Below are 26,052 nucleotides of genomic sequence, written 5' to 3' on the forward strand. Positions count from 1 at the left end.
GATGAGTATAGGTTGTAAGTTGTCGCTCTAAGTTGTGAGTTTCGGCGCTATACGGGGCCTAAGGCGACGTGGGGTTCGGGTGGGAGGGTGACTTCGATCGTGTCGCCGGGATGGACTTCGCCGGAGGTGAGAATGATGCCCATGATGCCGGCGTTGGGCTTTTTGTCCTCGGTGAAGACGGCGTTCATCAGCTTGGGGCGGAGACCGTTTATCTGGCTGCAGGGGGTGCGGTAGCCGGTGATCTCGATGGTGGCTTCGCCGATTGTAAGGATGGCTCCGGTGGGGAGGGCGTGGAGGTCGATACCGCGGGTGGTGAGGTTTTCGCCCATGTGGCCGGGCTGCAGGGAGAGCTCGTTAAGGAGTTCTGCGTGCAGGAGATGGACTTGTGTGAGATTCGCGCGTTTGGGGTCTTTGCGCTTGATATAGATGTGCTGGGTGGTGCGACCCGCGTGGGCGTCGCCACGGACTCCGTAGTTCGCCTCGAGGTGGATGGAGGGCTGCGGAGTCTTCGAGAAGGAGTGCGTGGGGGACAGGCTTGTGGCGATGAGGATTGGGGCTGCCATGCTGTACCAAGATTATCCCGGCAGGCCGCTGCTGGGGAGGAAGAGTTGAAAGACAGTTCCGGTGGATGGGCCTTCGCTGCGGCTACGGACGGAGAGGCGGCCGTGATGGCGGACGATGATCTCCTGCGAGACCCAGAGGCCGAGGCCGGTGCCGTGAATGCCCTTGGTGGTGTAGAAGGCGTCGTACATGCGCTTGAGGGTGATGGGGCTCATGCCGGTTCCGGTGTCGGCGATGGTGAAGAGTATTCCACGGAGGCCGCTGGGCCAGTCGGTGGCGGGACGGGTTCGGACGATGAGACGTCCGCCGGATTGACGCATGGCGTCGATGGCGTTGCGGATGAGGTTGGAGAGGACCTGGCGGACCTCGCTTTCGAGGCAGGTGATGGGCTCGTCATCGGATTCTCGCGTTTCGAGACGGATGTGAGTGGCATCGATGCGACCGGCGTAGAGGTCGAGGATGGAGCGTAGGAGTTCGGAGGCGCGAACGCGGGACGGGGCGGTGGATTGACGGTAAAACTTGAGGGATTGCGAGGTGAGGAGGGCGACGCGCTGGAGTTCGAGTTCAGCCTGCTTGACGTAACGGATGGTGTCGCCGCAGTCGTCGGTGGTGCGCGCGAGGTAGAGGAGATTGGTGACGGCCTCGAGGGGGTTGTTGATCTCATGAGCGATGGAGGCTGCGAGACGCCCGGCGGTGGCGAGCTTTTCGCTTTCGCGGAGGGTGTTTTCGTATTCAATGCGGGCGGTGACGTCGTTCTGAATGCCGACAAAGTGGGTGACGACGCCCTGGCGGTTGCGGATGGGGGAGAGGGAGAGCTCGTTCCAGAAGAGGGTGCCGTCCTTGCGGTAGTTGCGGATAACGGTAGTGATCTCACGCTGCTCGCGGATGGCCTCGCGGAGAAGGGTGATGCCGTGCTGGTCGGTGTCGCTGCCCTGGAGGAATCGGCAGTTCAGGCCCTCGACCTCTTCGGCGGAGTAGCCGGTGATAACCTCGAACGCTGGATTGACGTAGACGAGTGGCAGATCGGCGTCGGAGACGCGCGCGATGGTGATGCCGCTGGTGACGGAGCGGAAGATGCGCCGGTTGAGCTGGAGTTCTTCGAGCGCGGACTGGAAGCGACTGGCATAGGCGCGGTGGGCGTAAAGGATGACCGAGAGCTGCGCGACGACGACGGAGGGCTGTTCCGGGAGGAGGAGAAGACCGTCGAAGAGGCTCTGTTTGAGGGGACGCTCATCGTCGGGGAGGGAGGTTCGTGGCTGGACTGCGACGAGCGCGGGGCTGACCTGGTCGGTGGATTCGGCGAAGAGAGTGCGGAGGCTGCGCGCGGTGGGTTCGTCGGCGATGATGAGCTCGAAGTCCTCGAGGGCTGAGCGGGAGAGGGGCTCCGGCTGCAGGATGGTGGGCGTGAGCTCGAGTTGGGCGGAGATGCCGTCAATGAGGCGTCGGCCGATGGGATCTTCCAGGATGATTCCGATGCGGCCGAGCTGGGCTGGTGGGCGGGCCGACGATGAAACGTCTGTCATATCAGTTTCGATGTCCATTTCGCAGGTTTTGTCGTCTGCCCATCATTACTTGAGGATCAACGTGTGCGTGGCCCTGATGGTTTCGTGGCTGAAGGGGAACGGAAATGTCTTTCCTGCGAGCCAAAAAGGGAACTGGTCGAGGAAGTTTGGGCTGGCCGGATTGCCGGACTGGCCGAGCACCACGTTGAGGGTGGTGTTGTCGGGGTTTGAGAGGTCCACGGTGAGGCGCTGGGAGGGGCCGAAGGTGCGGTCTACCTGCTTGACGGTGGTGAGATCGCCGGACTGGGGGTGGGTGCCGGTTCCGATGGGGCGTCCGATGAGGGCTTTCAGGATTTCGGACTGGCTGTAGATGGGGTGCTCGATGTCTACGGGGTGGAGGGAGCCGCTGCGCCATTTGGTGATGTCGAAGGGTGCGTGGGACGCGGAGATTCCCTTGAGGACGGCTTCGGTGAGGAGGTCGTCCCAGGTGGCGAAGCTTTTGGGGAGCCAGCGGTCGGGGGTGTGCATGATGAGCTGCTCTTCGGCGTAGTCGCGCGAGCCCCAGGTGTAGAGGGAGGCGAGTTGGCCGAGACGCGGGTTGAGGAGCATGGCCCAGAGCGCGGCGCGGGTGGCGTCGACGATGGCAGCGGCGGAGGAGTTGGCGTCGACCTTACCGTTCCAGGATCGGAGGAGGTCGGCGGCGTCGTGGAGCTGCTTCTGGTCGATGTGGGGGCGGGGCTTGCCGTCGATGGCGGGATGATCGATGGCGTGGTCGATGGCGTAGGCGAGGCGCTGCGCGATGACATGATCGAGGTCGGAGTAGACGTCGGTCTGGAGGTCGATCATGTCGGCGGGGGAGAATCTGGGTTTCGATGCGAGCTGCTTCCAGATGCGCTCGTTGCGGTAGGGCGAGGCCCAGTTGAGGGCAATGGGGTAGGGGTAGCCATCGGGGGCGGTGCGGGCGTTGGCGGTGGCGAGGATGCCACCGGGGGGGTCGATGGCGGAGGGGAGTTGTTCGTAGGGGATGAAACCGCTCCACTCGTGGGTGAGGGCGTCGGGGGCGGTGGCGTCGGTGGGGACGGGGGGGATGGCTTCGGGGTGCGCTGGGTCGATGCCCCGGGTGGGGATTCGGCCGATGGCGTGGAAGGCGATGTGGCCCTGGTCGTCAGCGTAGACGAGGTTCATGGGCGGGCCGCCGTATTGGGAGAGGGCGGCGTTGAAGGAGGGCCAGTCGGAGGCGGCGTTGATGTTGCCGAAGGCGGCGGTGAGGGTGGTGGGGTCGTAGATGGTCCAGCGCAGGGAGAGGGGCCGCTTTTCGTCGTGGAAGAGGGACGAGATGATGGGGGTGAGGACGTTGCCGTGGCGGGTGAGTTTGACGTCGAGGGAGACGTCGGTGCCGTTGCGCACCTTGATGAGCTCGGTGCGGTGCTCGATGGGGTGAAAGGCGCCGTCGGGGGATTGGTACTGGTTGTTCTGGATGCGCTCGATGTAGACGTCCTGGGTATCGGCGGGCAGGACGGTCATGCCCCAGGCGAGGTGGGCGTTGTGGCCGATCTCAATGAAGGGGGTGCCGGGGATGGCGACGCCGGCGGCGTGGAAGGAGCCTCCATTCGGTAAAGGCGCTTCGAGATCGGTTTCGTACCAGATGCCGGGCACGGTATGGGCAAGATGGGTGTCGTTGGCGAGGATGGGCTTGCCGGTGGTGGAGTGAGCCCCGGAGACGACCCAGTTGTTGGAGCCGGGGATGCAGTCGCCGCAGGGGCTGAGGGACTGGAGCAGGGCGTTGACGTGGTCCGGGGTGAGATTGAGCTTGCTTTGGGACTCGTCGAGGGGAATCTGCTCGATCTCTTCGACGGGGATGGAGAGGTCGATGGTATGGCCGGGAGGATGGTCACGCCAGGAGCCTACCGGGTATAGATCGGCGAGGAGCTCGGGGGGAAGTTTTGCGGAGATGGCCTCGCGGGCTAGCTTCTGGGTGTAGCCGTTGGAGAGCTGCTGGAACATGGACAGGCCGATGAGGAGGGTGTCGGTGGGGGTCCAGGGGGCTGGTTCGTAGCGGAGGGCGATGAACTCGAAAGGGAGGTGGGTGCGCTGGGCGGCGATGGAGGCGTTGACGCCTTTGGCGTATTGCTCGAGTTCGTGGAACTGGTTGGGAGGGAGGGTGGCGAGGGTCCGTTCGGCGCTGGCGCGGATCTGGAGGATGCGCTGGATACGATCGTGGTCAATGAGGGCTGAGCCGAGGACTTCGGCGAGGTCGCCGGCGGCGTTGCGGCGGAGACCATCCATCTGCCAGAGGCGATCCTGCGCGGTGACGTAACCCTGGGCGAGGAGAAGATCGTCGAGGTTGGCGGCACGGATGTGCGGGACGCCTTGCGCGTCGCGGAGGACGGTGACGGGGGCGGAGAGACCGGGGACGGAGAGGGTTCCATCGAGCTGGGGGAGCGAGGCGATGAGGGCTTTGCGAGAGTAATACATCGCGGTGGCGTAGGCGACTAGGCCGACGGCGAGAAGGATGGGGAGGATGAGGCCGAGGATACGGACGAGGCGGCCGGGACGGGGACGATCAAGGTCGAAGAGACCGTACCTGCGCTTGCCGGGGGTGAACTCCGACCCGGGTTCGGGGGGGCTTTGGCGGGTGATGAGTTCCGGCTCGGGAAGAGTGGGATCGAGTGGGTGCATGCCTGGGTTTGAGTTTACTTTAGGTGAGAGACGTGGGATTAGAACGGATTGATGAAGGTGTCCATATGCTGGGCGCCGGCGTGAAGGGGCGTGTCCATGCCTTCGTAATGGAAAGTGCCTGTTGTGCCTTCGGGGAGTTCGATGGTGGTGTCCATGCCGTTGGTGTGTTTTTTGTAGGAGACCTTGATGGTGCCGGTGGGGATGGGGATGGAGACGGTGAGATCTTTGAGGTTGCCGAGGTGGGGGGCGATGTCGACCGTGTGGAAACCCGGACTTGCGGGACGGATGCCGGCGACGAGGGTGATGAGGTCGTAGTTGGGGTGGGAGGACCATGCGTGGGCGTCGGAGCGTGCGGGCTCGGGGTTTTCGGCCCAGGTGCTGAGTCCCATGTCGAGCATCTCGTGCCAGGGGCCGAGGAGATTGAGGTAGAGGTCGTCCATGTGGGCGTGGTCGAGGGCGCGTGCGAGGTAAAAGCGGAAGTAGTAGCTGGCGCGAATGGGGTAGGAGTCGGGTGGGTAGAGGGGTTTGCCGGAGAGCTCGTCGGCGAGGATGGTCTTCATGACTTTCTGCTGGCCGGCGGGCGGGATGACGTCGAGGAGGACACCCATGATGTTGGCTTGTTGCGAGTAGACCTGATGGGCTGGGGTTTCGGCGAGCATGCCGGCGGTGGCGTCCCAGGTCTTCCGGTAGACGGTTGCGGCGATGGTGTTGGCCTGAGCGCGGTAGGCGGTAGCGCGTGCGGGGTCGCCGAAGTTCTGTTCGAGGTCGGCGGCGTCGCGCAGGGCGGCTATGAACTGGAGCGAGAGGACGGTGGAGCCTCCGTCGGGGTCTTGTGGCGGGACGCCTTTTTTGTAGGCGGGAGCCCAATCGACGAAGTTCCAGTGGTCGAAGTAGCCGGGCTTGTCGTTGTAGACGAATAGGCCGTCGGGTCGCTGCTGGCTGGAGAAGAAGTCGAGGACGGCGCGTGTCTTGGGGAGGAGCTCGGCGACGAGGCCGTTGTCGGGGCGGTACTGCCAGAAGTCGTGGATCATGCCGATCCAGAGGAGGGAAAAGGGCGGGATGAGCTGGTACTGACGGGCAGGGCCTCGGCTTTGGGTAAGGCCGCTGGGGAGCGAGGTCGCGGCAAAGGCGCGGAGGGCCTGCTGGGCGAGGCGGTCGTCGCCGGTGACGACGTAGGAGATGAGGGATTCGATGCGGGTGTCGCCGATGTACTGGAGTTCTTCCCAGTAGGGGCAGTCCATGTAGGTTTCGTGGGCGTCGAGGCGAAGGGTGCGGTAGCCGACGTCCCAGATTTTGGCGAGTTCGGGGTCGCTGGATTGGAAGGTGGCTTTCTCGGTGAAGGGATAGGCGGTGAAGGCGGCGGTGAGGCTGTCGAGGCGTAGGGGCTGGTCTCCGGTTTCGATGTCGAGCTGGAGGTAGCGCCAGGTGCGCCACCAGAGCGGGGTGAAGGTGCGGTTGGGGGAGCCGTCGGGGAGGAAGACGTCGTGGGTGAGGGTGAGGTCCATCGTCTTGTTCGTGATGTCGCTGCGGTTGCCCTTCTCGTGTTTGGCATCGTAGAGGGCCTCGGCGTAGGTGAGGGTGATGCGAGAGGCGCGGCCTTTGGAGACTGTGAGGGATGGGAAGGCGGTGGTGAGCGTGGCGCGGTCGAGGAGGAGGGTGGTTTTCGTGTGGGCGGGGATGGTGAGGGATTGCTCGGGGAAATGCGTTGAGGTGGTGGTGCGGACGATTTTGCCGGGTTGGGTTGGGGTGGACTCCATGGCGGGAAGGGTGTCGGGCTGGAGGGTCCAGCCGGGGTTCGGCAGGGGCTCGGCTGGGGACCATGTTGCGCGATCTTTGGGCTGGTTCCATGCCCAGTCGTTGGCTGCGGCGTTGAGGATGAAGCCGGGGCCTACCTTGGCGGCTTTGGGGTCGATGGTCCAGGCGGACTCGGTGCGGACTTGCCAGGTGTTGTCGGTGGTGAGGGGGGACGGGGTGTCGGTCCAGAGGGCGAAGGCGGGGCGGAGAGAGAACTGGAACCACCCGCTGGCTTCGCCGAAGCTCCAGACGGTGGCCGCGAGGATGTTTTTGCCTTTGTGCAGGTGGGAGGCGATGTCGTAGGTCGCATAGCGCCAGTGTTGGGGGTCGGCGAGGGCGGGGCCGTCTCCCATGCGGGTTCCGTTGATATATAGGATGAAGCGGTTGTCGGCGGTGACGTGGATGGGGAGGGTTCGGGGTGCGTCGGGGAGGGTGATCTCTTTGCGGAATTCGTAGATGCCGACGGAGGTGGATGTGGTGTTGGGCGGGATGATCCAGTGGCTTTGGGTGAGGGCAGTGGTTGCGGTGAGGAGGAGGGTGGCCAGGATCGTCCGCTTCTTCATGCGGATCATTGTAGGGGGATCGGGGCATTCCTGGAATGTGCTGCGGGACCCCACGGTATTCGCGATCAGACTGCGAAAAGGATGGGGCACCCCACCGGACGGTTTGGAGGAGGAAGGATCGTGGCTGGTATTCTGCGGAGATGATGGATGGGGTTCATGCTTCGCAAATGGTGTTTCTGGTTCTGCTGCTGTTCGTAGCAGGATTTGCACTGGTGGCGCGTTGGCTGCAGATTTCGTATCCGATCGTGCTGGTGGTGGCTGGGCTGCTGGTGAGCTTTGTGCCGCATGTGCCGCGGATCCCGTTGAATCCGAACATGGTTTTCCTGATCTTTCTGCCTCCCTTGCTCTATTCGTCGGCGTGGGGGACGTCGTGGCGGGAGTTTCGCTATAACGCAGTGACCATCGGGTTTCTGGCGGTGGGGCTGGTTGCGTTTACGGTGTGGGGCGTGTCCGAGTTTGCCGACCGCTTCATTACGGCGATGGATTGGAAGTCGGGCTTTGTGTTGGGGGCGGTGGTAGCGGCGACCGATGCGATTGCAGCGACGTCGATTGCGAAGTCGCTGGGGCTGCCGCGGCGGATTGTGGACATTCTGGAGGGTGAGAGCCTGCTGAACGATGCCACGGGCCTGCTGGCGCTTGAGTTCGGGATCAGGATTCTGACGGGTGGGGAGACGCCGACGTTGGGGGCGGCTGTGCTGCGGCTGCTGTACCTGACGATTGTGGGAACGGTGGTTGGGCTGTTGATTGGGTTTATCGTCTCGAAGATCAGCGGGCTGATCGATGACGATGGGCCGCTGGAGATTGTGCTTTCGCTGCTGGCTCCGTATACGGCCTACCTGGCGGGGGATGCGCTGCATGCTTCCGGGGTGTTCTCGGTGGTGGTGTGCGGGCTGTATGTGAGCAGGAAGAGTTCGACGCTGTTTTCCCCGGGGGCCAGACTGCAGATCCTGGCGGTGTGGGAGGCGCTTACCTTCATCCTGAACGGGATTGTGTTTGTGCTGATCGGATTGCAGATGCCATTTGTGCTTGCGGCAATTCGCGGGCAATACAGTTGGGGGACGCTGGTTTTGTATGGGTCGGCGTTCAGCGGTGTGCTGATCGTGCTGCGGCTGGTCTGGATCTTTCCGGCTTCGTGGGTGGCCAATGTGGTGAACCGGAAGCTGCTTGGACATAAAGAGTCTTGGGGTGGGGCGAAGAACATCTTCGTCGTCGGTTGGACGGGGATGCGCGGGGTGCTGGCTCTGGCCGCGGCGATCTCACTCCCGGAGACGATGAAGGATGGACGCTCCCTGGAGAACAGGGACCTGATCGAGTTTCTGGCGTTCTCGGTGATTCTGGTGACGCTGGTGGTGCAGGGGCTGACACTCCCTCCGCTAATCCGATGGTTGGGGCTGGCCAAGCCGGAGGGGATGGAGGAAGAGGAGAGGGAGGCGCGGCGGATGGGGCTGGGCGCGGCGATCGAGACGCTGAAGAAGGGGAAGGATGCGGATGGGGACCGGTTCGAACATGTGTATGAGGATTTGCTGCACCGGTATCAACACAGGCTGGCCGCAGTGGGCGGCGTGGAAGGCTCGGAGCAGATGGACGCAGCGACCTACAAGCGGCTGAGAGAGATTGCGGCCGGGGCGGTGAGGGCGGAGAGGCGGGAGGCGATCCGGATGAGGGATGAAGGCCGGATCAGCGATGACACGCTGCGGAAGCTGGAAAGAGAGATGGATTTGCAGGAGATTCGGTATCTGGGTGCGGGAGAGTAAAGACAAAGACTGTGGGGAAGAGGCGGGAAAAAAAAGGCGACAGCAACTACGTTTATTGGGGGGCTGTTTTGGGTAGGGTGAAGAGGATCGCAGCAACGGCTACGGCCAAGGCTGGAATGAGGTAGATGGATCCCTCTGGGCCGGTTGTGCCTCCGGAGAGGAGGGCAGAGCCGATGGGATGGGTGGCGTAGAGGTGGCCCTGGACCATGGTGCCGGAGTCGGCTACACCGTAGAGAAAGGACTGAGCCCAATCCCAGGAGACGTGGAATCCGATGGCCCACCAGAGGGAGCCGGTGCGGTAGAGGGCGAGGCAGAAGACCAGGCCCGCCAGGCCGGCCGCGACAAGGCCGAAGGGTGATTCGCCGGGATTGCTGCCGTGGCTGGCTCCAAAGAGGGCCGAGAGGATGATGGCGGCGCTCCAGAAGGAGGCGGCGTGGCGGTAACGGGCGGGGAAGAGGCCTGCCAGGCCGCGACCGATCGTGGACTGGAGGTAGCCGCGCATGAGGGATTCTTCAAAGCCGGCGACGAAGAGGAAACCGAGGAGCCAGAGGAGTCCGTAGCGGAGGGCGGCGGCGTTGGTGAGGAGGCGTCCGTCGAACTGGAGGTGGCCGGTGAGGTGGAGGATCGCGACGAGAAGGGAGAGGCAGGCGACGCCCCAGAAGATTCCCTGCAGGAACTGCGAGAGGCGTTTGACGCCGCCAAAACCGAAGCGGGCCATGGGACGGCGCTCGATTTTGGACATGACAAAGGTCGCGAGCAGGGCGGCGAGGCAGAGAGCTCCCTCGCTGAAGAGTGTGCCGGAGACAGCCATGAGGTGGGCTGTGGCGGCCTGTGGAGCGGGCGGGAGGTGGCGGGCCTTTGCGACGACAAACATGAGGCCCGCGGCGAAGAGAAACCAGAGGGCGATGAAGATGAGGATTCCCCATCCTGCGCGGATGCCTTCGTCTCCGACGAAGAGGTAGGCGGGATCGGAGAGTTTGCTTTGCGCAGGGGCGGGGGGCGCGGGATCGAAGTCGGTCATGGGGTTTTTATGGATCGCTCCTGAGTCTATATGGAACGCCTTCGCTTGACATGCGGAGCGGGGGTGCGGATGCTTAAAGGCTTATGGAAATGAAAGTTCTTTATCACAATCAATGTTTCGATGGGGCTTGCTCGGCCTCGATGTTTACGCGGTTCCACCGGGAGTGCGTTGGGACGGCGGCGAGCTACGCGTATGCGGGTCTGGCGCATAAGCCGGGTGGGCTGTTTCAGTTTGACGACTTTACGGGTGACGAGAACGCGATCGTCGACTTCAAGTATTCGAACGACCCGCGGGTGACGTGGTGGTTCGATCATCATCAGAGTGCGTTTCTGACGCCGGAGGATCTGGCACAGTTTGAGGCAGGGCAGGCGGACGGCTCGCAAACGATGCGGAAGTTCTTCGACGCGAACTATACGTCGTGCACGAGCTTTATCGCGCATATCGCGGAGACGAAGTTCGGGTTCGATACTTCGGGACTGAAGGAGCTGATTTACTGGGCGGATATTGTCGACGGCGCGAAGTATGAGAGTGCGAAGGCGGCGGTGGAGATGGAAGCTCCGGCGATGAAGCTGACGATGGTGATCGAGAGCGCTTTGGATCCGGCTTTGATTCCCCGGATGATTCCTCTGCTGACGTCGATGAGCTTGCAGGAGGTTCTGGACCAGCCGTTTGTGCAGGAGCTGGTGGGGCCGTTGATGTCGAAGCATCAGGCGGGCATTGAGTTGATTCGGGAGCGGGCGGTGGTGGACCGCGGTGTGATTACGTTCGACCTGATGGACCAGAAGATGGAGGGATATAGCAAGTTCATTCCTTACTATCTGCATCCGGAGGGAACGTATGTGGTGGGGCTGAGCAAGTCGAGCTTCCGGACGAAGATCTCGGTGGGGACGAATCCTTGGACGACGAAGCCGGTGAGTGAGTTGATCAATCTGGCGGAGATCTGTGAGCGGTATGGCGGCGGCGGTCACGCGCGTGTCGGAGCGATCAGCTATCCGGCGGACCGGGAAGATCTGGCGCGGGCTACTGCGGCGGAGATTGAGGCGGAGCTGAAGGCATAAGCGAGGGGCGCAGGGATCTGTCCTGCGCCCTGGATTTTTAGTGGCGGTTTTTCAGCGTTCCCAGAAGGGTGGGGGCTCGATCTCGAGTGCGCGGAGGTAGACGTATCCCTGGCCGCGATGATGGATTTCGTTGTCGATGCAGTACTGGATGATCCCCATGCCCGACATCTCCCACTGGCCGAAGGCTTTGTCGACTTCGCTGAAGCGGAGTGGAGGGATGGTCGGGAATTTCTCGTTCAATGCTGTCGTTTGGGCGTCCCAGAGGGCGAGGAGCTCGGTTTTGGTCGTGGGCTTGGGGCTGTCGTACTGGAACTCCTCCCATTTGCCGGTGGCTACGCCTTCTACCGTTGGGACGGCCATGCGAATGAACTCGATGGCGAGGTCGGCGAAGGGGCGCATGCCGCCTACGGAGAAGTGAAAGAGCTTGTCTTCGGGGAAGGCATCGATGGTCTTGCGGGTAAGCCTTCTGTGTCCCTGCCAGTTCTTCAGCACATCTTCTGCGGTCATCACGTTGGCTGGTGTTGTCGCCATGTTGGTTCTCCTGTGGCCCGTTTGGGCTGTATCCAACACTACGGTGAATTCCCGACAGATTCTGTCGTCAATGTGTTGAATAATTGAATTTCATGTATGACCCCATCATGCGCGTGCTGACGGTGCTGGAGATTCTGCAGGCTCGCGACCATGTGTCCGGTGGGGAGCTGGCGGAGCGTCTGGAGGTGGATCTGCGCACGGTGCAGCGGTACATCGTGCGGCTGAAGGATCTGAGTATTCCGATCGAATCGACGCGTGGAGTGGGCGGGTCGTACCGGCTGCGGCCTGGGTTTCGGTTGCCTCCGCTCATGTTTACGGATGAAGAGGCGTTTGCGGTCTCGCTGGGGCTGCGCGCGCTGCGTCAGATTGGGCTTTCGGCGTTCGCTCCGGCTACGGAGGGAGCGATGGCGAAGCTGGGGCGCGTGCTGCCGGAGGTGCTGCGTGAGAGTATCCAGACGGTGGAGGATGTGGTAGCGGTCGAGCCGGGGCCGTGGGTGGTCTCGACGCCCGCAGACTCGGTGATCCGTGTGGCCTCGGCGATACGAACGTGCCGGCGCGTGCGGTTTGTGTACCGGACGCATGCGGACGTGGGATCGCGGCGTGAGATCAAACCGTATGCGGTGATGCATACGGACGGGCGCTGGTACTTGATTGGATACTGCGTGGCACGCAAGGCGATGCGGACGTTTCGGCTGGATCGGGTGACGGACCTTGAGGTCAGGGCGAAGACCTTTCGGCGACCGGCGAAGTTCGATGCGAAGAGCTACCTGAAGGAGCGTATGCCGTTTGTGCAGTCGGAGTTCGAGATCGATGTGTGGATCGAGATGCCGGTGGCCGAGGCGGAGCGCACGTTTGCTCCGTGGAGGGTTGCGGTGGAGGAGGATGGTGGTGGCTCACGGTTGCGTTGCGGACGTGATCGCCTAGAGCACTTTGCCGCGATGCTGCTGACTATCGGGCGGCGCATTGTGATTCACAAGCCTGAGGCGATGCGGGAGACCTTCCGGGAGCTTGCCCGCGGTGCGCTGCTTGCTGCCGAGGATACGACAACGTAGTCACACTAAAGGCCGAGATCGCTGAGGCCTGGATGATCATCGGGACGGCGGCCGGAGGGCCAGTGGAACATTCTTCCTTTTTCTGTGATCGGGAGTTCGTTGATGCTGGCGTGGCGTGCGGACATGAGGCCCGCGGCGTCGAACTCCCAGTTTTCGTTGCCGTAGGCTCGATACCAGTTGTTGGAGTCGTCGCGGTACTCATAGGCGAAGCGCACGGCGATGCGGTTTCCGGTAAAGGCCCAAAGCTCCTTAATGAGGCGGTAGTCGAGTTCGCGGGTCCACTTCCGGGTGAGGAAGGCTACGATCTCAGCGCGGCCGGTGGCGAACTCGGCACGGTTTCTCCATCGGGAGTCGACGGTGTAGGCGAAAGACACGCGGTGGGGATCGCGGGTGTTCCAACCATCTTCGGCAAGGCGGACCTTCTGGATGGCTGTCTCGCGGTTGAAGGGCGGAAGGGGAGGGCGAGATTCTGTCGTCATGGTTGCCTCCACGACAGAATACGCCCCTCCGGTGCGGCTCAGGTGAACATGAATTCCGCGGTCATCCTGCATGAGGTGTTGGGGACGAGACGGACCCACTGCGCGCTGAAGGCGTCGGGGAAGATGATGGGATGATAGCTGGCGCCGAGGAGTTTGACGGTCTCGTACTTGACCCATGTGCCGTTGCCGAGGAAGTCGATCTGGATTTCAACGGAGGCGGCTTTCTCGGAGACGAGATGGAGCATTTTGCGGCGGAAGTCGGTGAAGAGGAATGGGTCGGATGGCTCGCCGGCTTTGACGTCGTCGTTGCGCCACGGGCCTCCCCAGCCTTGCGGCTGGCCCCAGTTCCAGAGGTCGTCGGTCTTGCCGAACCAGATGCTGCTTTGGGGTTGACCAGAGACGGCGTTGTTGTCGCCGTTGGGCGATGTTTCGTTGCCGCCGACGGCTAGGAGACCGCGGAAGCTGCAGTAGTCGGGGATGGTGCGGAGGTGCTGGCAGATGGGTTTGACGCCCCAGATGTGGTCTTCGAAGGCGACGGGCTGGAGCTCGTAGAACATGCCTTGGATGTCGAACAGGAAGTGCTCGGTTTCGACCTCGCGGATGCGCATCCATTCAGTCTGCCAACTCTGCTCGAAGGCGTGGGATGCCTTGGGCAGGCGATAGCGCTGCCACTTGCCTTTGACGAGCGCTGAGAGGAGGACGGAGCGCTCGTCCCAGCCAGTGGTGAAGAGGACGTTGCCCATATCCTGGCGGGCGGCGACGTCCATGTGGGGTTTGTCGGAGATGCGACGCCAAGGGCCTGTGCCGTCCCACTCGAAGAGGCCTGCTTGTGTTTCGCCGTATTGGAAGAAGCCATTGTTGGTGACGACGACCCGGCCCTGCGCGGTGTAGCCGCCCTTGAAGTGAGGCTGCTTGCTGATCTTCATCTCTTGGGTGAGGTTGGCGAGGAGACGTGGCTTGAGGTCCGCGATGTCCATCTCGAAGAAGAGGCCTTCCATGGTCTGGAAGTAAACGCGATTGGCGGGATCGGTGAGGTGCGGCATGGTGGCGGTGAGGCGATGCTCCAACAGGCCTTCGACGCGACGCCACTTGCCATTGGAGTCGATGACATAGGGCCCGATGATGCACTGGTTGGAGGCGTGGTGGATGAAGCGATTGGCGAAGACGCCGTTGTGGGTGTCGACGAGTTCGGACTGGAGGGAGTCGTCGATGCGATAGAGGCCAAGGCCTGTGCCGGTACGTTTGCCGGAGGAGTTGTAGGTGCTGGCGTAGAGGCCGTCGGCCCAGGGCATGAGAGCGCCGACGCCGCACTCGGTGCGCTGGGCATTGTTGTCGGCCTTGAGGCCGATGTTGGGGATGCCGGGTGTGAGACGTTGTGCGGCGGCGTAGCCGGCGGAGGCGCCGAGAGCGGCGATGGCGGAGCGGCGGGAGATATGCATGCGTTGTCTCGATGGTGGGTTAGCGGTGCGCGGCCTGGACGAGTGACTCGACGCCGGGGATGATCCTGACGCGAAGTTCCGCAATGGGCTCTCCCATGGACTTGAGCGATGCGAGGTCGTCGGTCTGGTCGGTTGCCTTCATCGAGTGATGCTGCTCGAGGGCATCCAATGCCTTCAGGCCAATCTTTGCGGTTTCACTCAGGTTGTGGGAGATGGGAGTGAGTTCCGCGGTGAGTGGGGACTGTGGAAGGAGAGGCTGGAGGGTGTTGTCGTTGTCGCGCCATAGCGTGAGCCATTGGCGAGCGAGTTGGTGATCGGAGGGCGTGGCTGTGCCGGCGGCTATGCGTGTGGCGATGTCGCGAAACTGCCGGGCGCGATCGGCCTCGGCGGGGATGATGTCGGAGAGGTGATTGAGCGGCGTGTACACGGTGTAAGCGCGCTCACCTTCACGGGGGAAGCCGGTGGGCGGTTCCACGACGCCGGCGAGGACCTTGAGGGATGCGGGATCGGCGGTGCCGACCATGCGTTGGAACATCAACTCGCGTGTGGCCTTGTAGGGGATGCCGCGATAGGTGAGGTATTGCGAGAGGATGTCGAGGCGGGCGTACATAGAGTCAAGGTTGGTGTCTTCCTGGGGCGACCAGAGGCGTTCGGCGACGGCGGCGGCGCGAGGCCAGATGCGTCCGTCGATCGTTTCAGGAGTGACGTACTCGGTCCACATTGCGGTTTCGCCGCCTAGGACGGCCTTCTGCTGCTCGGGGGGGAGCTTGCCGATGGCTCCCTGGAGGGGATCGACGGAGAAGTGGCGCGAGGCGGGTTCGTTGAGGTCGAGGTAGTAACCCCAGGAGAGGATGCCGCGGTTGCCGCGGCCTACAGCGACGGCGAGGGAATCGGTTCCGCGCCAGGATTGGATGACTACGTCCTTCGGGGTTTCAGGCTGGAGGACTTCGTCCCAGCCGACCATCGTCTTGTGATGACTGGCCACGATCTTCTGGAGGCGCGCGGTGAAGTAGAGCTGGAGCGCAGTGGCGTCCTTGTAACCATGGTCCTTCATGTACTGCTGGATCTTTGCGTTGGTCGCCCACTCGGTGACGGCATCTTCGGCGTCGCCGCCGACGTGAAGGTATTGGTCAGGAAAGAGTGCGGCCATCTCGCCGAGGAAGCGATCGAGGAAGATGTAGGTGCTCTCTCGGGTCGGGTCCATGGAGGAGTCTTCGGACGGCTTGCGCTCGCGTCCCCACTTCTCTCCAAACTTGCGCTTGAGGTGATACGGGCCCGGGCCGTCTGCGAGCTCGGGATAGCCGACGTAGAGGGCATTTGCGTGGCTGGGCATCTCGAACTCAGGCATGACGCGGATGCCGCGATCGCGGGCGTAGGCGATGACGCCGCGGACTTCGTCCTGGGTGTAAAACTGTCCGTCGGACCCCATGCCGGTGAGCCTTGGGTAAAGCTTGCTTTCGATGCGTGTGCCCTGATCTTCGGAGACGTGCCAGTGAAGGATGTTGAGCTTGACGGCCTCCATGGCGTCGAGGTTCTGGCGGATGATCTCGAGCGGCATGAAGTGGCGGCCGGTGTCGATCATGAGACCGCGCCAGGGGAAACGCGGCTTGTCTTCTATGACGACGGACGAGACAGCGAAGCCACCGGGCGTGGGGTGAACGAGTTGCAGGAAGGTCTGCAGGCCACGGAGGACGCCGAGCGGATTGGGCGCGGTGAGCTTGACCCCGGTGGGGGCGACTTCGAGGCGGTAGGACTCGTCTTCGCCGAGTTGCTGCACCGGTGCGCTTGCGGCCCTGGTGTCGATGACGAACTGGGGGCGTGGGGTAGTTGCATCGGGCCAGCGGCGAAGTCCAGTGGAGCTCTTCAGGGTATCGAAGAAACGCAGTCTGGCTCGTTCGAGGCGCGGTTCGGTGTATCCGGTGAAGACCATCTCGAAGCCGCCGTCGAGGATGAATTCTCCGGTACTCGACGTGGCATGGGCGGGCAGCGGCATGATGGCGAGAGACGGTTGAGCTGCGACCTGCGCCCATGCTTGCTGCGAGAGGATGACGCACCAAAGAGCTGCGAGAGAGACCCAAGTCCTGCGAGCTTGCACACTGCCTCCGAGAGCTACGTTGTGTTGTGCCGCGTCGTGCTTGCGACGGCATCTCCGGGTATCGTATCTGGAGAAACCAATTTGCGAGTCATCATAGATTAAACGCTTAACAATGTGCTATATCTATCTTCTCGCGTGCATGAAAATCGTTTGTTCCGTGTGGTGTGGCGATTGACGGAGCGCCTGAAGAGGTTTTGCGTTTGCTGATTGACGGCCAGCCCGATACCAGCCTCTACAACGAGGACCTGGCGCCTACCACGCCCGCGGCGCGCACCTGGAGCACCTACAACTACATTGCGTTGTGGTTTTCGATGTCAATGGAGGTGACGACCTTCATGCTGGCTTCGTCGCTGATCGCGGGCGGGATGAACTGGAAGCAGGCGGTGGGCACGATCCTACTTGGCAACCTCATCGTGCTGATCCCGATGGTGCTGAACGCGCACGCGGGTGCGAAGTATGGGATTCCGTTTCCGGTGTTTGTGCGCGCCAGCTTCGGGACGCGCGGCGCGAATATTCCGGCGATTCTGCGAGCGATTGTGGCGTGTGGCTGGTTCGGGATTCAGTCCTGGATCGGGGGCGAATCAATCGCTGCGATCATACGGGTGATATGGCCATCCACCATGGATAACCCTGCCGTGGTTTGGATCTCGTTTCTTGGATTCTGGGCGTTGAACATGGTGGTGATCTGGTGCGGGTTGCAGTCGATCCGGTTTCTGCAAAGCATCTCCGCCCCCTTCCTGCTGGTGATGTCGCTTTTACTGCTTGGCTTTATGACGCATAAGGCAGGTGGACTTGGGCCCCTGCTGGATATGCCGAGTCACTTCACATCGAAAGGTGCGGGCATTCACTTCTTCTTCCTGGCGCTGACGGGGATGGTGGGGAACTGGGCTACGCTTTCGCTGAACATTCCAGACTTTACGCGGTTTGCGAAGTCGCAGGAGTCCCAGATTGTCGGGCAGGGTTTTGGACTTCCGGTTGCGATGACGCTTTATAGCTTTATCGGGATCGCGTGTACGTCTGCTTCGGTCGTGGTGTTTGGCGAGGCTATCTGGAATCCGGTGACGCTGCTTGGACGGTTCCATCAGCCGTTGTTTGCGTTTCTCGCTTTGATCAGCATCCTGATTGCGACGTTGAATGTGAACATTGGAGCGAATGTCGTTGGGCCATCGAATGACTTCTCAAATTTGTCTCCGCGCTTCATCAGCTTTCGCACGGGGGGGCTCATCACGGGAGTGTTGGGTCTTCTGGTGCAGCCTTGGAAGCTGATGGCAAGTCACACCAACTATATTGGCTGGTTGGTGAGCTATTCCGGATTGCTTGGTCCTGTCGCCGGCATTATGGTGACGGACTACTTTTTCCTGCGCAAGACGAAGCTCAATCTTGAGGGCTTATACCAGACCGATGGAATCTACCGCTACAGCTCGGGATTCAATATGAGGGCGATTGCAGCGTTGCTTGCTGGAGTCTTCGCGGTTTTCATCGGTCTTGTGGTTCCGGAGTTGCGACCGCTCTATGACTATGCGTGGTTTGTGGGATGTTTTGTCTCCGCCGCGCTCTACTTGCTGTTGATGCGGTCGCTTGCGGAGCCGACCGTGTCTGAACCGATTGGAGTGACCGAATGACGCCGATGTGCGCGAAGAGTGTTCGCTTGTTTTTTTGCGGCTTTGCCGTTTGTGCTGGTTTATCGCATGGGTATGCGCAAGATGGCGGCGACTACAGGATCCACACGGATCAGCCGCAGCAGGTAATCAAGGGGCTTGGTTTTGAGATTCAGAGCGACAGTATCGGATCGCTGAACCTAGGGATGCCGGAGGATGTGATCGCCGTTCCCCACGATCTGACACCTTCGGAGAAGACGCGGCTCTATAAACAGATGTTGCATGGGTTCCGCTACACGCGGTTGGCGCTGGGACTGTATCTGCGTGGTCTGGATGCGGATCAGAAGCATATCGTCGAGCGGTATCCGGGACAATTGAGGGATCTGCGGACGATGCAGAAGGTCGCGGGGATCGAGGGTTTCGATGCAGAGTACTGGTCTCCGCCGCCTTTCTGGAAGGACAGCAAAAGTTATTATGGCGGCACGGTGGCAGGGCACGACGCCGCTTTCTTCGACGCATTCTCGGATGCACTGGTCCAGGATGTCCGGTATCTCGAGGCGAATGGTCTGCACGTCGTGCAGTGGGGGTTGCAGAACGAACCGGTGTTTGGCGTGACGCCCTTGAACGGCGAGAAGGTGAAGAACGGGGAGAGACCGAAGATGCCGTACGGCATCATGTTCTATAGCCCTGAGGACTACGCCACGACGCTGAAGTACACCGTGCCGAAGCTGCGTGCGTTCAAGCCCATGTTGCACATTCATGCGAATAGCTGGGATGGTCCGGCTGGGAAGTATGCGGAGGAGATTCGCAAGGATCCGGAGCTGTTGAAGAATATCGATGCATGGTCGTGGCACCAGGTTGGGTCGAACTCCAATGCGCAGATCGACGATCGCGAAAAGTATCTGAAGGGCGCCGGAGGGAAGCCGGTGTACTCGAATGAGTTTGAGTACCAGCCCGCCGATCTCAAGAAGATCGATTCGCCTTTTATGAATACAGGGCAGTCGCTGATGAACTGGATGGTCTTTGAAAACTCGCCGACGTGGTTTTGGCTGCATGCTTTGAAGCCGGTGACAAACATGGAGGCTTCGGGGTATGCACTCGGCTTCTGGCGTCCTGCGGGTGTGTTGACGTCGAATCTGCGGCCTAACCTCCAGGCGGGGCATTGGGAGTTCAACCCGCAGAACTGGAATGCGTTGGCAGGATTTCTGAAGTACCTGCCCTGGGACTCCACGCGGCTTACGGTCGACGAAAGTACTGTGCAGCATGACCAGCGGGTGTTGGTGTGGAAGAGCAAGAAGGGCAAACTGGGCATCGCCCTTTCGAACCGCGGCACAAAGCCCTATACGTTTCATCTGAGGACGGATGGACGGGTGGCCGTTGTGGGGCATCGCTATACCGTGACCACGCTGGATGCTGCCTTGGGAAAGAAGACGGGCGATGCGCTGTCGATCACGGTCGAGCCGCAGTCGTATGAGTTCTGGGTGGCGCGCTAAGGGTATGTAAAGCGATTCATCATGTGGTTTTCAGGGTTTCAGGACCCGCAGGGGGTGGTTCGAGGGGTGGGTGTCGACAAGCCGGGGTGTCTTAGTGAGAAGATATTGCAAGAGGTAGATGAAAGCATATGTCGGCACCGAAGCTGGCGGACATTGCCAAGCGCGCCGGGGTTTCGATTGCAGCCGTTTCGATTGCGTTGAACAATCGGGACACGAAACGTGTGAGCGCGGCGAAGCGAGAAGAGATCCAGAGGATCGCGGCGGAGATGAGTTACGCCCCCAACGAGCTAGCGAAGGCGCTCGCGGAGAGGCGGACCCGTCTTCTGGGGCTGATGGTGCCTTTGCGCGACCCCATCTTCTTCAATCACTTCGTGGCGCAGGCGCTGAGCGGCATTCAGTCCACCTTGATGCGCCGGGGGTACAACCTGCTTGTCTACTCTCCTTCCGGAAGGCCCGGGCGGACGACGCGCGATCAGATTCTCGAGAGCAAGTTTACAGACGGACTTATTTTTATCAATACGCGCTCGTGCCTTCCGCGCGATATCGCGCAGACCATCCAGGAACTGGATGCCGCGCAGATCAAGTTCAGCATGATCAATTCCTACTATGGGCGCACTCCGGCGAACTATGTCGGTGTGGACGATGCGGCCATTGGGGAAGCCGCGGTGCGTTATCTGGCTGAACAGAAGCACCGCCGGATCGCGTTTCTGAGCAGTTCCGAGAAGCTGCCAACCCATGTCCATCTTCTGCAAGGCTTGCGGCATGGCATGGCAGCCCACGGGTTGGAACTGCCTGCCGATCGCATCGGCTGCACGGACTATGTGGAGTCGCAGGCGTTCGCGATCCTGGACCGCTGGTTTGAGAATAAGAGGCAGCGTCCGACGGCGATCTTCTGCGCTGACGACCAGTTGCTGATGTTTTTCTATGATTACATCGAGGCTCGCGGCATGCGGATTCCCGACGATGTTGCGGTGCTTGGGCGAGGGAATGCCGGCCTGATGTCACTTTTGCGCCCGCGACCGACGGCGTTCTATATTCCGACCTTCGAGATGGGGGCACTGGCGGCGGAGATGCTGATCGATTCCATTGAAAAGCCGACCGAGACAAGACAGCGAATCTTGCTGCCGTTCAAGTTCGAGCCGGGACAGACGGCGTAATTCTTTCGCAGAAATCTTCATTGACAATTGAAGCGGCAGGCTGGTAATGTTCGCCTTGTTAAACGCTTAACTCAATGCTCATCTCTGTGCCACGTCCGATCCCGGTGCTCCCAGCCACGCCTCTGCCTGCAGTTGTCGCGGTGGAGAGCGAGCATACACGGCGGCCTATCCGGTGGGTGTATGCGTCGCTTCTGCTGCTGGCTTCAGTCATTAATTACGTCGACCGGCAGACGCTTTCCGTCCTCGCTGTAACCATCCAGAAGGATATGGGGCTGAGCGATGTCCGGTACGGGACTGTGGTGCAGTGCTTTCTGTTGACGTATATGGTGATGTACGTCGTATCAGGGCGACTGGTCGACCGATTCGGTGCGAAGTGGCCCCAAGGGATCTTCCTGTTTTGCTGGTCGATTGCGAATGCGTTGACTGGGATGGCAACGGGCTTCGCCTCGCTGGCCGCGTGCCGTGCGGCGCTTGGTGCGGCAGAGCCAGGAAACTATACGGCATCGCTGCGAGCGGTCGGCGATTGGTTTTCTGCCAAGCAGCGTGCTGTGGCGGTGGGACTCTACAGCATGGGGGGGACGCTGGGCGCGGCCATAGCGGTTCCTGTGACGGCTACGCTGACGATGCGCTATGGCTGGCGGAGCGCTTTTGTCGTTACGGGCGCCATGGGCGCGGTGATCGCTCTTATCTGGTTGGTGGTCTATCGCGATCCGAAGGATGCCGTCCCTGCGGAGAGAGTTCCTGCAGCACCATGGAGCGTTGTGTTGCGGCAACCTTACATCTTCGAGATGCTGGGCACGCGCATGATGACGGATTCGGTGTGGTTTTTCTTCCTCTTCTGGGCCTCGAAGTACATGCAGGAGAGCCATGGGCTGAGCTTGAAAGAGATCGGCACCACGCTTTGGGTTCTGTATGTTGGTGCCGATATCGGATCGTTTGCCGGTGGGTGGCTTTCGAGCTTTATGGTGCCTCAGAGGGGAACCGTGGGTGCACGTTTCGCTGTGATGATGCCCGCGGCTGCATGCATGTTGAGCCTCTCGGTGGTGCCTTCGCTGAGCGGCGCGGGGATGGCGATTGCTCTGCTGACGCTGCTTGCTCTCTGCCATATGGCATGGATGACCAACGTGACTACTTTGGCCCTCGACCTGTTTCCGAAGGCGATGGCAACTACCGTGCAGGGGATGATTGGCGCTGCCAGCGCTGCGGGTGGATTGATCTCAGCAGGGCTGATTGCGCGGACGATTCACGCATATGGCTATCGCCCTGCATTTCTTGTGATGGCGTTGATGCATCCTATTGCCGCCATCATTCTGTACATTCGCCTGCGTCCGGCGGTAGGGCGCGCAGGCCTGGTTTTAGGAGAGAGTCAAGGGCTATGAAGAAGGTTTCAGAACAGTACGATGTTGTGGTGTGTGGCGGCGGTCTCGCCGGGGTGTGTGCTGCGATTGCAGCGGCGCGCGGCGGCGCAAAGACCGCGCTGGTGCAGGATCGCCCAGTGCTTGGAGGGAACAGCTCGTCGGAGGTGCGCGTGACGCCGCATGGTGCGGCGGCCTTCCATGCCTATGCGCGGGAGACGGGTATCCTCTCGGAGTTGTTGATTGAGGAGCGTGCCGTGAATCATGAGGCGATCTTCGAGAACGGATGGACGAACTCGGTATGGGACATGGTGATCTATGACCTTGTGCAGAATACGGAGAACCTGACGCTGCATCTCAACACCGCTGTGCTTGGGGTCGTGGTGGAGGGAAGCACGCTGCGGTCCGTGGAGTGCAGAGTGGGCAATGCCGAGGTCGACCTCTCACTCAAGGCTTCGATCTTCATCGACTGCACGGGCGACAGTATCGTCGCCGCGGAAGCAGGATGCGAATGGCGCATGGGCAGCGAGGGGAAGGCTGAGTTCAATGAGCCGCATGCACCCGCTGAGGCGAACGGCGACATCATGGGGAACTCCATTCACTTCAAGACGAAGGACATGGGGAGGCCTGTGCCCTTCAAGCTTCCGAGCTGGGCGATCGAGCACACCGATGGCCGCTACTTCTACGATCAGGGGCGTCTCCCGAAAGAGGTGCGTGGCGGGTATTGGTGGATCGAGATTGGCGTGCCCTATGACACGATTCACGAGGCGGAGACGATTCGCCATGAGTTGACGCGACACACGCTCGGCGTGTGGGACTGGATCAAGAACAAGGATCCGAAGACGATGAAGCTTGCGGAGAACTATGCACTCGACTGGATCGGACAGGTGCCAGGAAAACGCGAGAGCAGGCGCGTGATGGGCCGCTACCTGATGAATGAGTGGGATGCGATTCACTGCACGGAGCATCCCGATGAAATTGCGTTTGGCGGATGGTTCATCGATATCCATACTCCGGGTGGACTGCTGGCCGCAACCAGTGAGCCTGCCAGCGCGGAGGGCTATTCGGAGACGAGTGAGTATGCGAGCAGGTCTTATGCAGGACCATACGGGGTGCCTCTGCGCATGCTAGTGGCGAAGGACATCGACAACCTGATGATGGCTGGCCGCAATGTGAGCGCGACTCACTGTGCACTGGCGACCGTGCGGGTGATGGCAACGACTGCTCTGATGGGACAGGCGGCGGGGGTGGCAGCAGCGCTTGCGGTGGAGAGCCACATTCGGCTCGATGAGGTGTGCACGAGTCACTTCAACACCGTGCAGCAAAGACTGCTGCGCGAGGGCTGCTTCCTTCCCAATGTTCGCAATGAAGATCCTCTTGATCTGGCTCGTGCTGCCAAGGTCTCGGCGACCAGTGAATCTCTCTTTCGCGGTGTGGGGCCGGAGAGTGTCGGGGCGCACGAAGGTTTGAGCTTTTGGCGTGACCAGGCTGTGCCGTTGCGCGAGGAGCTTCTTCAGAGACGTGGACAGTGGGTCGCGGTTGGCGGAGATACGCTGCGGTCGGTCCGCTTCTGCCTTTCGAACCGTACGACCCACGTACAGCACGTCGAAGTACGGGCGATGCGAGTGAAGCATATCTGGGACTACGTGGTGGACGACTCGATGGTGCTCGCAGGGGCTACGTTGACCGTGGACCCGGGTGACCAGCAATGGATCAATTGGACGCTTCCTGAAGGGATTGAGCTTCCGCAGCAAGGGTATGTGCGCTTCGACCTGCTGGAGAATGCGGATGTCTCCTGGCATGTTGCGGGAGCGATTGAGCCTGGACATGTATCCGCCTTCGAGATGGCGCCGGGTAAGATGCGTCGCTACTCCAGCGGCGTGACCCTGGCTCTTCGCGTTGACCCCCCGCAGCGCTGCTTTGCCGCTTCCAATGTAACGAGCGGCCAGACACGCCCACATGCCTGGACAAATCTCTGGCGCTCGGACCCAGATTTGTCTCTGCCGCAGACGTTGACGTTGACGTGGGACGAGGAGCACGCTGTCTCCGTCATCGATCTGACCTTCGCCGGGCACCTGCTTCGGGAGTACCACGCTTACGCGCCGTTCTATCGCGATCCGCAGTGTGTCAAAGACTATGACGTACAGGTTGACGTCCGAGGTACATGGCAAACCGTTCTTTCTGTTCGCGATAACTATCAGCGGCTGCGCCGGCACTCCCTCTTCGCGCCTGTGGTGACGAGCAAGTTGCGCGTTGTTGTGACGGCTACGAACGGCGACCCCTCGGCTGCTATTTACGAGATTCGGGTTTACTAAAAAACTCTTGACAATTCTTCACGGCGATCACTAATCTCGCCGCACACGTTAAGCGATTAACTCTTGGAGTGCGAACTGATGGCAGACGCAAAGCGATACTCCTTATGCAGCGCATGCAGCGTGATGACGCTCGCTCTGGTCGCTCTTGTGAGCTCTCCGGGATATGCGGCGGAGAAGAGCGGAACGTATCGCATTCACAACGACCAGCCGCAGCAGGTGATCAAAGGACTGGGCTTCGAGATTCAGAGCGACAGCATCGGTTCCGGCAACGCCGGGATGCCGGAGGAAGTGGTCGCGGTGCCGCATGACCTGACACCTGCGGAGAAGGATCGGTTTTACAAGGAGATGCTGCATGGCTTTCGCTACGCTCGCCTTGCGATGGGGCTTTACCTGCGCGGCAACGACGCGGAGCAGAAACATATCGTCGAGCGCTATGCGGGACAGATGGATGATCTTCGCGCCATGCAGAATATCTCCGGCATGGAGGGCTTCGATGTCGAGTACTGGTCGCCTGCTCCTTACTGGAAACAAGACATGACCTACTATGGCGGAACGATCCGCGCGACGGACCCCGCCTTTCTGAATTCATTCAGCGATGCGATGGTGGATGATCTGCGCTATCTGCAGCAGCATGGCCTGCATATCGCACAGTGGGGTCTGCAGAACGAGCCTGTTGTCGGCCACCCGAAGCGCCAAGAGGACACTCGCAATAGCCTCGACGCGAACCAGTCGTATGCGACTTGCTTTTACACACCGGAAGCCTATGCGGCGGTCCTCAAGGTCGCGGTTCCGAAAGTTCGGGCAGTCCTGCCCGATGTTCATATTCACGCCCCGAGCTGGGATGGCCCGGCGGGGCAGTTTGCCGCGGAGATTCGCAAGGATCCGCAGCTATTGAAGAACATCGATGGTTGGACATGGCACCAGATTGGCCATAACGCCAACGATCAAATCGATCTGCGGTCGAAATATATGCAGGGGGCGGATGGAAAGCCCGTCTATCAGAATGAGTTCGAATACCAGCCATGGGACGCGAAGAAAATTGCCTCTCCCTTCATGAATACAGGGCAGGCCTTGATGAACTGGATGGTCTTCGAGAACTCTCCGACGTGGTTCTGGCTTCATGCTCTTAAACCAGTTACCAATCTCGAAGCAGCCGGATACGCTCTCGGTTACTGGCGGCCTGCAGGAGACCTCAAGGCCAATCTCAGACCTGGTCTGGCGGCTGGGCACTGGGAGTTCAATCCGCAGAACTGGAACGCCCTGGCAGGCTTCCTGCGTTACCTGCCCTGGGATTCGACGCGGCTTGCTGTTGAGGAGAGCAAGGTCGAATACGACCAGCGCATCCTTGTCTGGCGAAGCAAGGAAGGCAAGCTCGGCATTGCACTTTCGAACCGCGGTACGGAGCCTTTCACGTTTCATCTCACGGGCATCAAGGAGAAGGCGCTCATTGGGCACAGATACACCATCGCGGCACTTGATGTTGGGTTAGGGAATAAATCCGGCCACGCGATCGATATCACCGTTCCGCCAGAGTCTTTCGAATTCTGGACGGCACGTTAGGTTTTTTGATTCAGATATTTCAAATAGAAGTTCAGGAGCAGCAACC

The 26,052-nt window shown here is 60.9% G+C and carries 18 protein-coding genes; 9 read left to right on the forward strand and 9 right to left on the reverse strand.

The window, feature by feature from the left end; all coding sequences use genetic code 11:
- Positions 1 to 47 precede the first annotated feature (47 nt).
- The 4 genes from BM400_RS11425 to BM400_RS11440 are packed head-to-tail and all read right to left on the reverse strand — an operon-like array spanning position 48 to position 7,099.
- Entirely contained in the window at positions 48 to 563 is a 516-nt protein-coding gene (locus BM400_RS11425; RefSeq protein ID WP_089839283.1) for an MOSC domain-containing protein, read from the reverse strand.
- Between the two features lie 12 nt (positions 564 to 575).
- Positions 576 to 2,084 (reverse strand): two-component system sensor histidine kinase NtrB, encoded by a 1,509-nt coding sequence (locus BM400_RS11430; RefSeq protein WP_089841790.1) that lies wholly within the window; start codon positions 2,082 to 2,084, stop codon positions 576 to 578.
- Between the two features lie 45 nt (positions 2,085 to 2,129).
- Positions 2,130 to 4,742, reverse strand: a complete 2,613-nt coding sequence (locus tag BM400_RS11435; RefSeq protein WP_089839284.1) for a penicillin acylase family protein — start codon at positions 4,740 to 4,742, stop codon at positions 2,130 to 2,132.
- A 38-nt stretch (positions 4,743 to 4,780) separates the two neighbouring features.
- The gene (locus BM400_RS11440; protein WP_175528985.1) at positions 4,781 to 7,099 is read right to left on the reverse strand and encodes an alpha-L-rhamnosidase-related protein; all 2,319 of its coding nucleotides are present in this window, start codon (positions 7,097 to 7,099) and stop codon (positions 4,781 to 4,783) included.
- Between the two features lie 140 nt (positions 7,100 to 7,239).
- Here BM400_RS11440 and BM400_RS11445 point away from each other — a divergent pair, with 140 nt between their 5' ends.
- On the forward strand, positions 7,240 to 8,853 hold the full coding sequence (locus tag BM400_RS11445; RefSeq protein ID WP_089839286.1) for a Na+/H+ antiporter: 1,614 nt from the start codon (positions 7,240 to 7,242) through the stop codon (positions 8,851 to 8,853).
- A gap of 52 nt (positions 8,854 to 8,905) precedes the next feature.
- On the opposite strand, the gene BM400_RS11450 is transcribed toward BM400_RS11445, so the two are convergent.
- Positions 8,906 to 9,874, reverse strand: a complete 969-nt coding sequence (locus BM400_RS11450) for a CPBP family intramembrane glutamic endopeptidase (RefSeq protein ID WP_089839287.1) — start codon at positions 9,872 to 9,874, stop codon at positions 8,906 to 8,908.
- Between the two features lie 83 nt (positions 9,875 to 9,957).
- Between BM400_RS11450 and BM400_RS11455 the strand changes: the two genes are divergently transcribed.
- Entirely contained in the window at positions 9,958 to 10,932 is a 975-nt protein-coding gene (locus tag BM400_RS11455) for a phosphoesterase (RefSeq protein WP_089839288.1), read from the forward strand.
- A gap of 51 nt (positions 10,933 to 10,983) precedes the next feature.
- On the opposite strand, the gene BM400_RS11460 is transcribed toward BM400_RS11455, so the two are convergent.
- A complete protein-coding gene (locus BM400_RS11460) occupies positions 10,984 to 11,463 on the reverse strand; it encodes a DinB family protein (protein ID WP_089839289.1) in 480 nt (159 codons plus the stop codon).
- A 92-nt stretch (positions 11,464 to 11,555) separates the two neighbouring features.
- On the opposite strand from BM400_RS11460, the gene BM400_RS11465 reads away from it, so the two are divergent.
- The gene (locus tag BM400_RS11465) at positions 11,556 to 12,515 is read left to right on the forward strand and encodes a helix-turn-helix transcriptional regulator (protein WP_089839290.1); all 960 of its coding nucleotides are present in this window, start codon (positions 11,556 to 11,558) and stop codon (positions 12,513 to 12,515) included.
- Between the two features lie 5 nt (positions 12,516 to 12,520).
- Here BM400_RS11465 and BM400_RS11470 read toward each other — a convergent pair whose 3' ends face one another.
- The 3 genes from BM400_RS11470 to BM400_RS11480 are packed head-to-tail and all read right to left on the reverse strand — an operon-like array spanning position 12,521 to position 16,528.
- Positions 12,521 to 12,994, reverse strand: coding sequence for a nuclear transport factor 2 family protein (locus tag BM400_RS11470; RefSeq protein ID WP_089839291.1), 474 nt, complete (start codon positions 12,992 to 12,994; stop codon positions 12,521 to 12,523).
- Positions 12,995 to 13,032: 38 nt separating this feature from the next.
- On the reverse strand, positions 13,033 to 14,433 hold the full coding sequence (locus BM400_RS11475) for a hypothetical protein (RefSeq protein ID WP_217644107.1): 1,401 nt from the start codon (positions 14,431 to 14,433) through the stop codon (positions 13,033 to 13,035).
- A gap of 19 nt (positions 14,434 to 14,452) precedes the next feature.
- Positions 14,453 to 16,528 carry a beta-N-acetylhexosaminidase gene (locus BM400_RS11480; RefSeq protein ID WP_141223897.1) on the reverse strand — a complete coding sequence of 692 codons (2,076 nt, stop codon included), beginning with the start codon at positions 16,526 to 16,528 and terminating at the stop codon, positions 14,453 to 14,455.
- Between the two features lie 194 nt (positions 16,529 to 16,722).
- On the opposite strand from BM400_RS11480, the gene BM400_RS11485 reads away from it, so the two are divergent.
- The 6 genes from BM400_RS11485 to BM400_RS11510 all read left to right on the forward strand — a co-directional run bounded on the left by BM400_RS11485 (position 16,723) and on the right by BM400_RS11510 (position 26,006).
- The gene (locus BM400_RS11485) at positions 16,723 to 18,150 is read left to right on the forward strand and encodes an NCS1 family nucleobase:cation symporter-1 (protein ID WP_245781822.1); all 1,428 of its coding nucleotides are present in this window, start codon (positions 16,723 to 16,725) and stop codon (positions 18,148 to 18,150) included.
- A complete protein-coding gene (locus BM400_RS11490) occupies positions 18,147 to 19,619 on the forward strand; it encodes a glycoside hydrolase (protein WP_089839293.1) in 1,473 nt (490 codons plus the stop codon). The genes BM400_RS11485 and BM400_RS11490 overlap by 4 nt, the downstream gene beginning before the upstream one ends.
- A 128-nt stretch (positions 19,620 to 19,747) precedes the next feature.
- Positions 19,748 to 20,776 (forward strand): LacI family DNA-binding transcriptional regulator, encoded by a 1,029-nt coding sequence (locus BM400_RS11495; protein WP_089839294.1) that lies wholly within the window; start codon positions 19,748 to 19,750, stop codon positions 20,774 to 20,776.
- An 86-nt stretch (positions 20,777 to 20,862) separates the two neighbouring features.
- Positions 20,863 to 22,155 (forward strand): MFS transporter, encoded by a 1,293-nt coding sequence (locus BM400_RS11500; RefSeq protein WP_175528986.1) that lies wholly within the window; start codon positions 20,863 to 20,865, stop codon positions 22,153 to 22,155.
- Positions 22,152 to 24,446, forward strand: coding sequence for an FAD-dependent oxidoreductase (locus tag BM400_RS11505; protein WP_089839296.1), 2,295 nt, complete (start codon positions 22,152 to 22,154; stop codon positions 24,444 to 24,446). The genes BM400_RS11500 and BM400_RS11505 overlap by 4 nt, the downstream gene beginning before the upstream one ends.
- Positions 24,447 to 24,524: 78 nt before the next feature.
- A complete protein-coding gene (locus BM400_RS11510) occupies positions 24,525 to 26,006 on the forward strand; it encodes a glycoside hydrolase (protein ID WP_141223898.1) in 1,482 nt (493 codons plus the stop codon).
- Positions 26,007 to 26,052 lie beyond the last annotated feature (46 nt).

It is taken from the genome of Granulicella pectinivorans (assembly GCF_900114625.1).
In the GTDB taxonomy this organism is placed as follows: Bacteria; Acidobacteriota; Terriglobia; order Terriglobales; family Acidobacteriaceae; genus Edaphobacter; species Edaphobacter pectinivorans.

Bases quoted from the DNA above. Each gene is read 5' to 3' on its own strand.
- BM400_RS11445 (WP_089839286.1), top strand. From the start codon at position 7,240: ATGATGGATGGGGTTCATGCTTCGCAAATGGTGTTTCTGGTTCTGCTG.
- BM400_RS11470 (WP_089839291.1), bottom strand. From the start codon at position 12,994: ATGACGACAGAATCTCGCCCTCCCCTTCCGCCCTTCAACCGCGAGACA.
- BM400_RS11510 (WP_141223898.1), top strand. From the start codon at position 24,525: ATGGCAGACGCAAAGCGATACTCCTTATGCAGCGCATGCAGCGTGATG.
- BM400_RS11430 (WP_089841790.1), bottom strand. From the start codon at position 2,084: ATGACAGACGTTTCATCGTCGGCCCGCCCACCAGCCCAGCTCGGCCGC.
- BM400_RS11505 (WP_089839296.1), top strand. From the start codon at position 22,152: ATGAAGAAGGTTTCAGAACAGTACGATGTTGTGGTGTGTGGCGGCGGT.
- BM400_RS11465 (WP_089839290.1), top strand. From the start codon at position 11,556: ATGTATGACCCCATCATGCGCGTGCTGACGGTGCTGGAGATTCTGCAG.
- BM400_RS11435 (WP_089839284.1), bottom strand. From the start codon at position 4,742: ATGCACCCACTCGATCCCACTCTTCCCGAGCCGGAACTCATCACCCGC.
- BM400_RS11495 (WP_089839294.1), top strand. From the start codon at position 19,748: ATGTCGGCACCGAAGCTGGCGGACATTGCCAAGCGCGCCGGGGTTTCG.
- BM400_RS11440 (WP_175528985.1), bottom strand. From the start codon at position 7,099: ATGAAGAAGCGGACGATCCTGGCCACCCTCCTCCTCACCGCAACCACT.
- BM400_RS11425 (WP_089839283.1), bottom strand. From the start codon at position 563: ATGGCAGCCCCAATCCTCATCGCCACAAGCCTGTCCCCCACGCACTCC.
- BM400_RS11475 (WP_217644107.1), bottom strand. From the start codon at position 14,433: ATGCATATCTCCCGCCGCTCCGCCATCGCCGCTCTCGGCGCCTCCGCC.
- BM400_RS11460 (WP_089839289.1), bottom strand. From the start codon at position 11,463: ATGGCGACAACACCAGCCAACGTGATGACCGCAGAAGATGTGCTGAAG.
- BM400_RS11450 (WP_089839287.1), bottom strand. From the start codon at position 9,874: ATGACCGACTTCGATCCCGCGCCCCCCGCCCCTGCGCAAAGCAAACTC.
- BM400_RS11455 (WP_089839288.1), top strand. From the start codon at position 9,958: ATGGAAATGAAAGTTCTTTATCACAATCAATGTTTCGATGGGGCTTGC.
- BM400_RS11490 (WP_089839293.1), top strand. From the start codon at position 18,147: ATGACGCCGATGTGCGCGAAGAGTGTTCGCTTGTTTTTTTGCGGCTTT.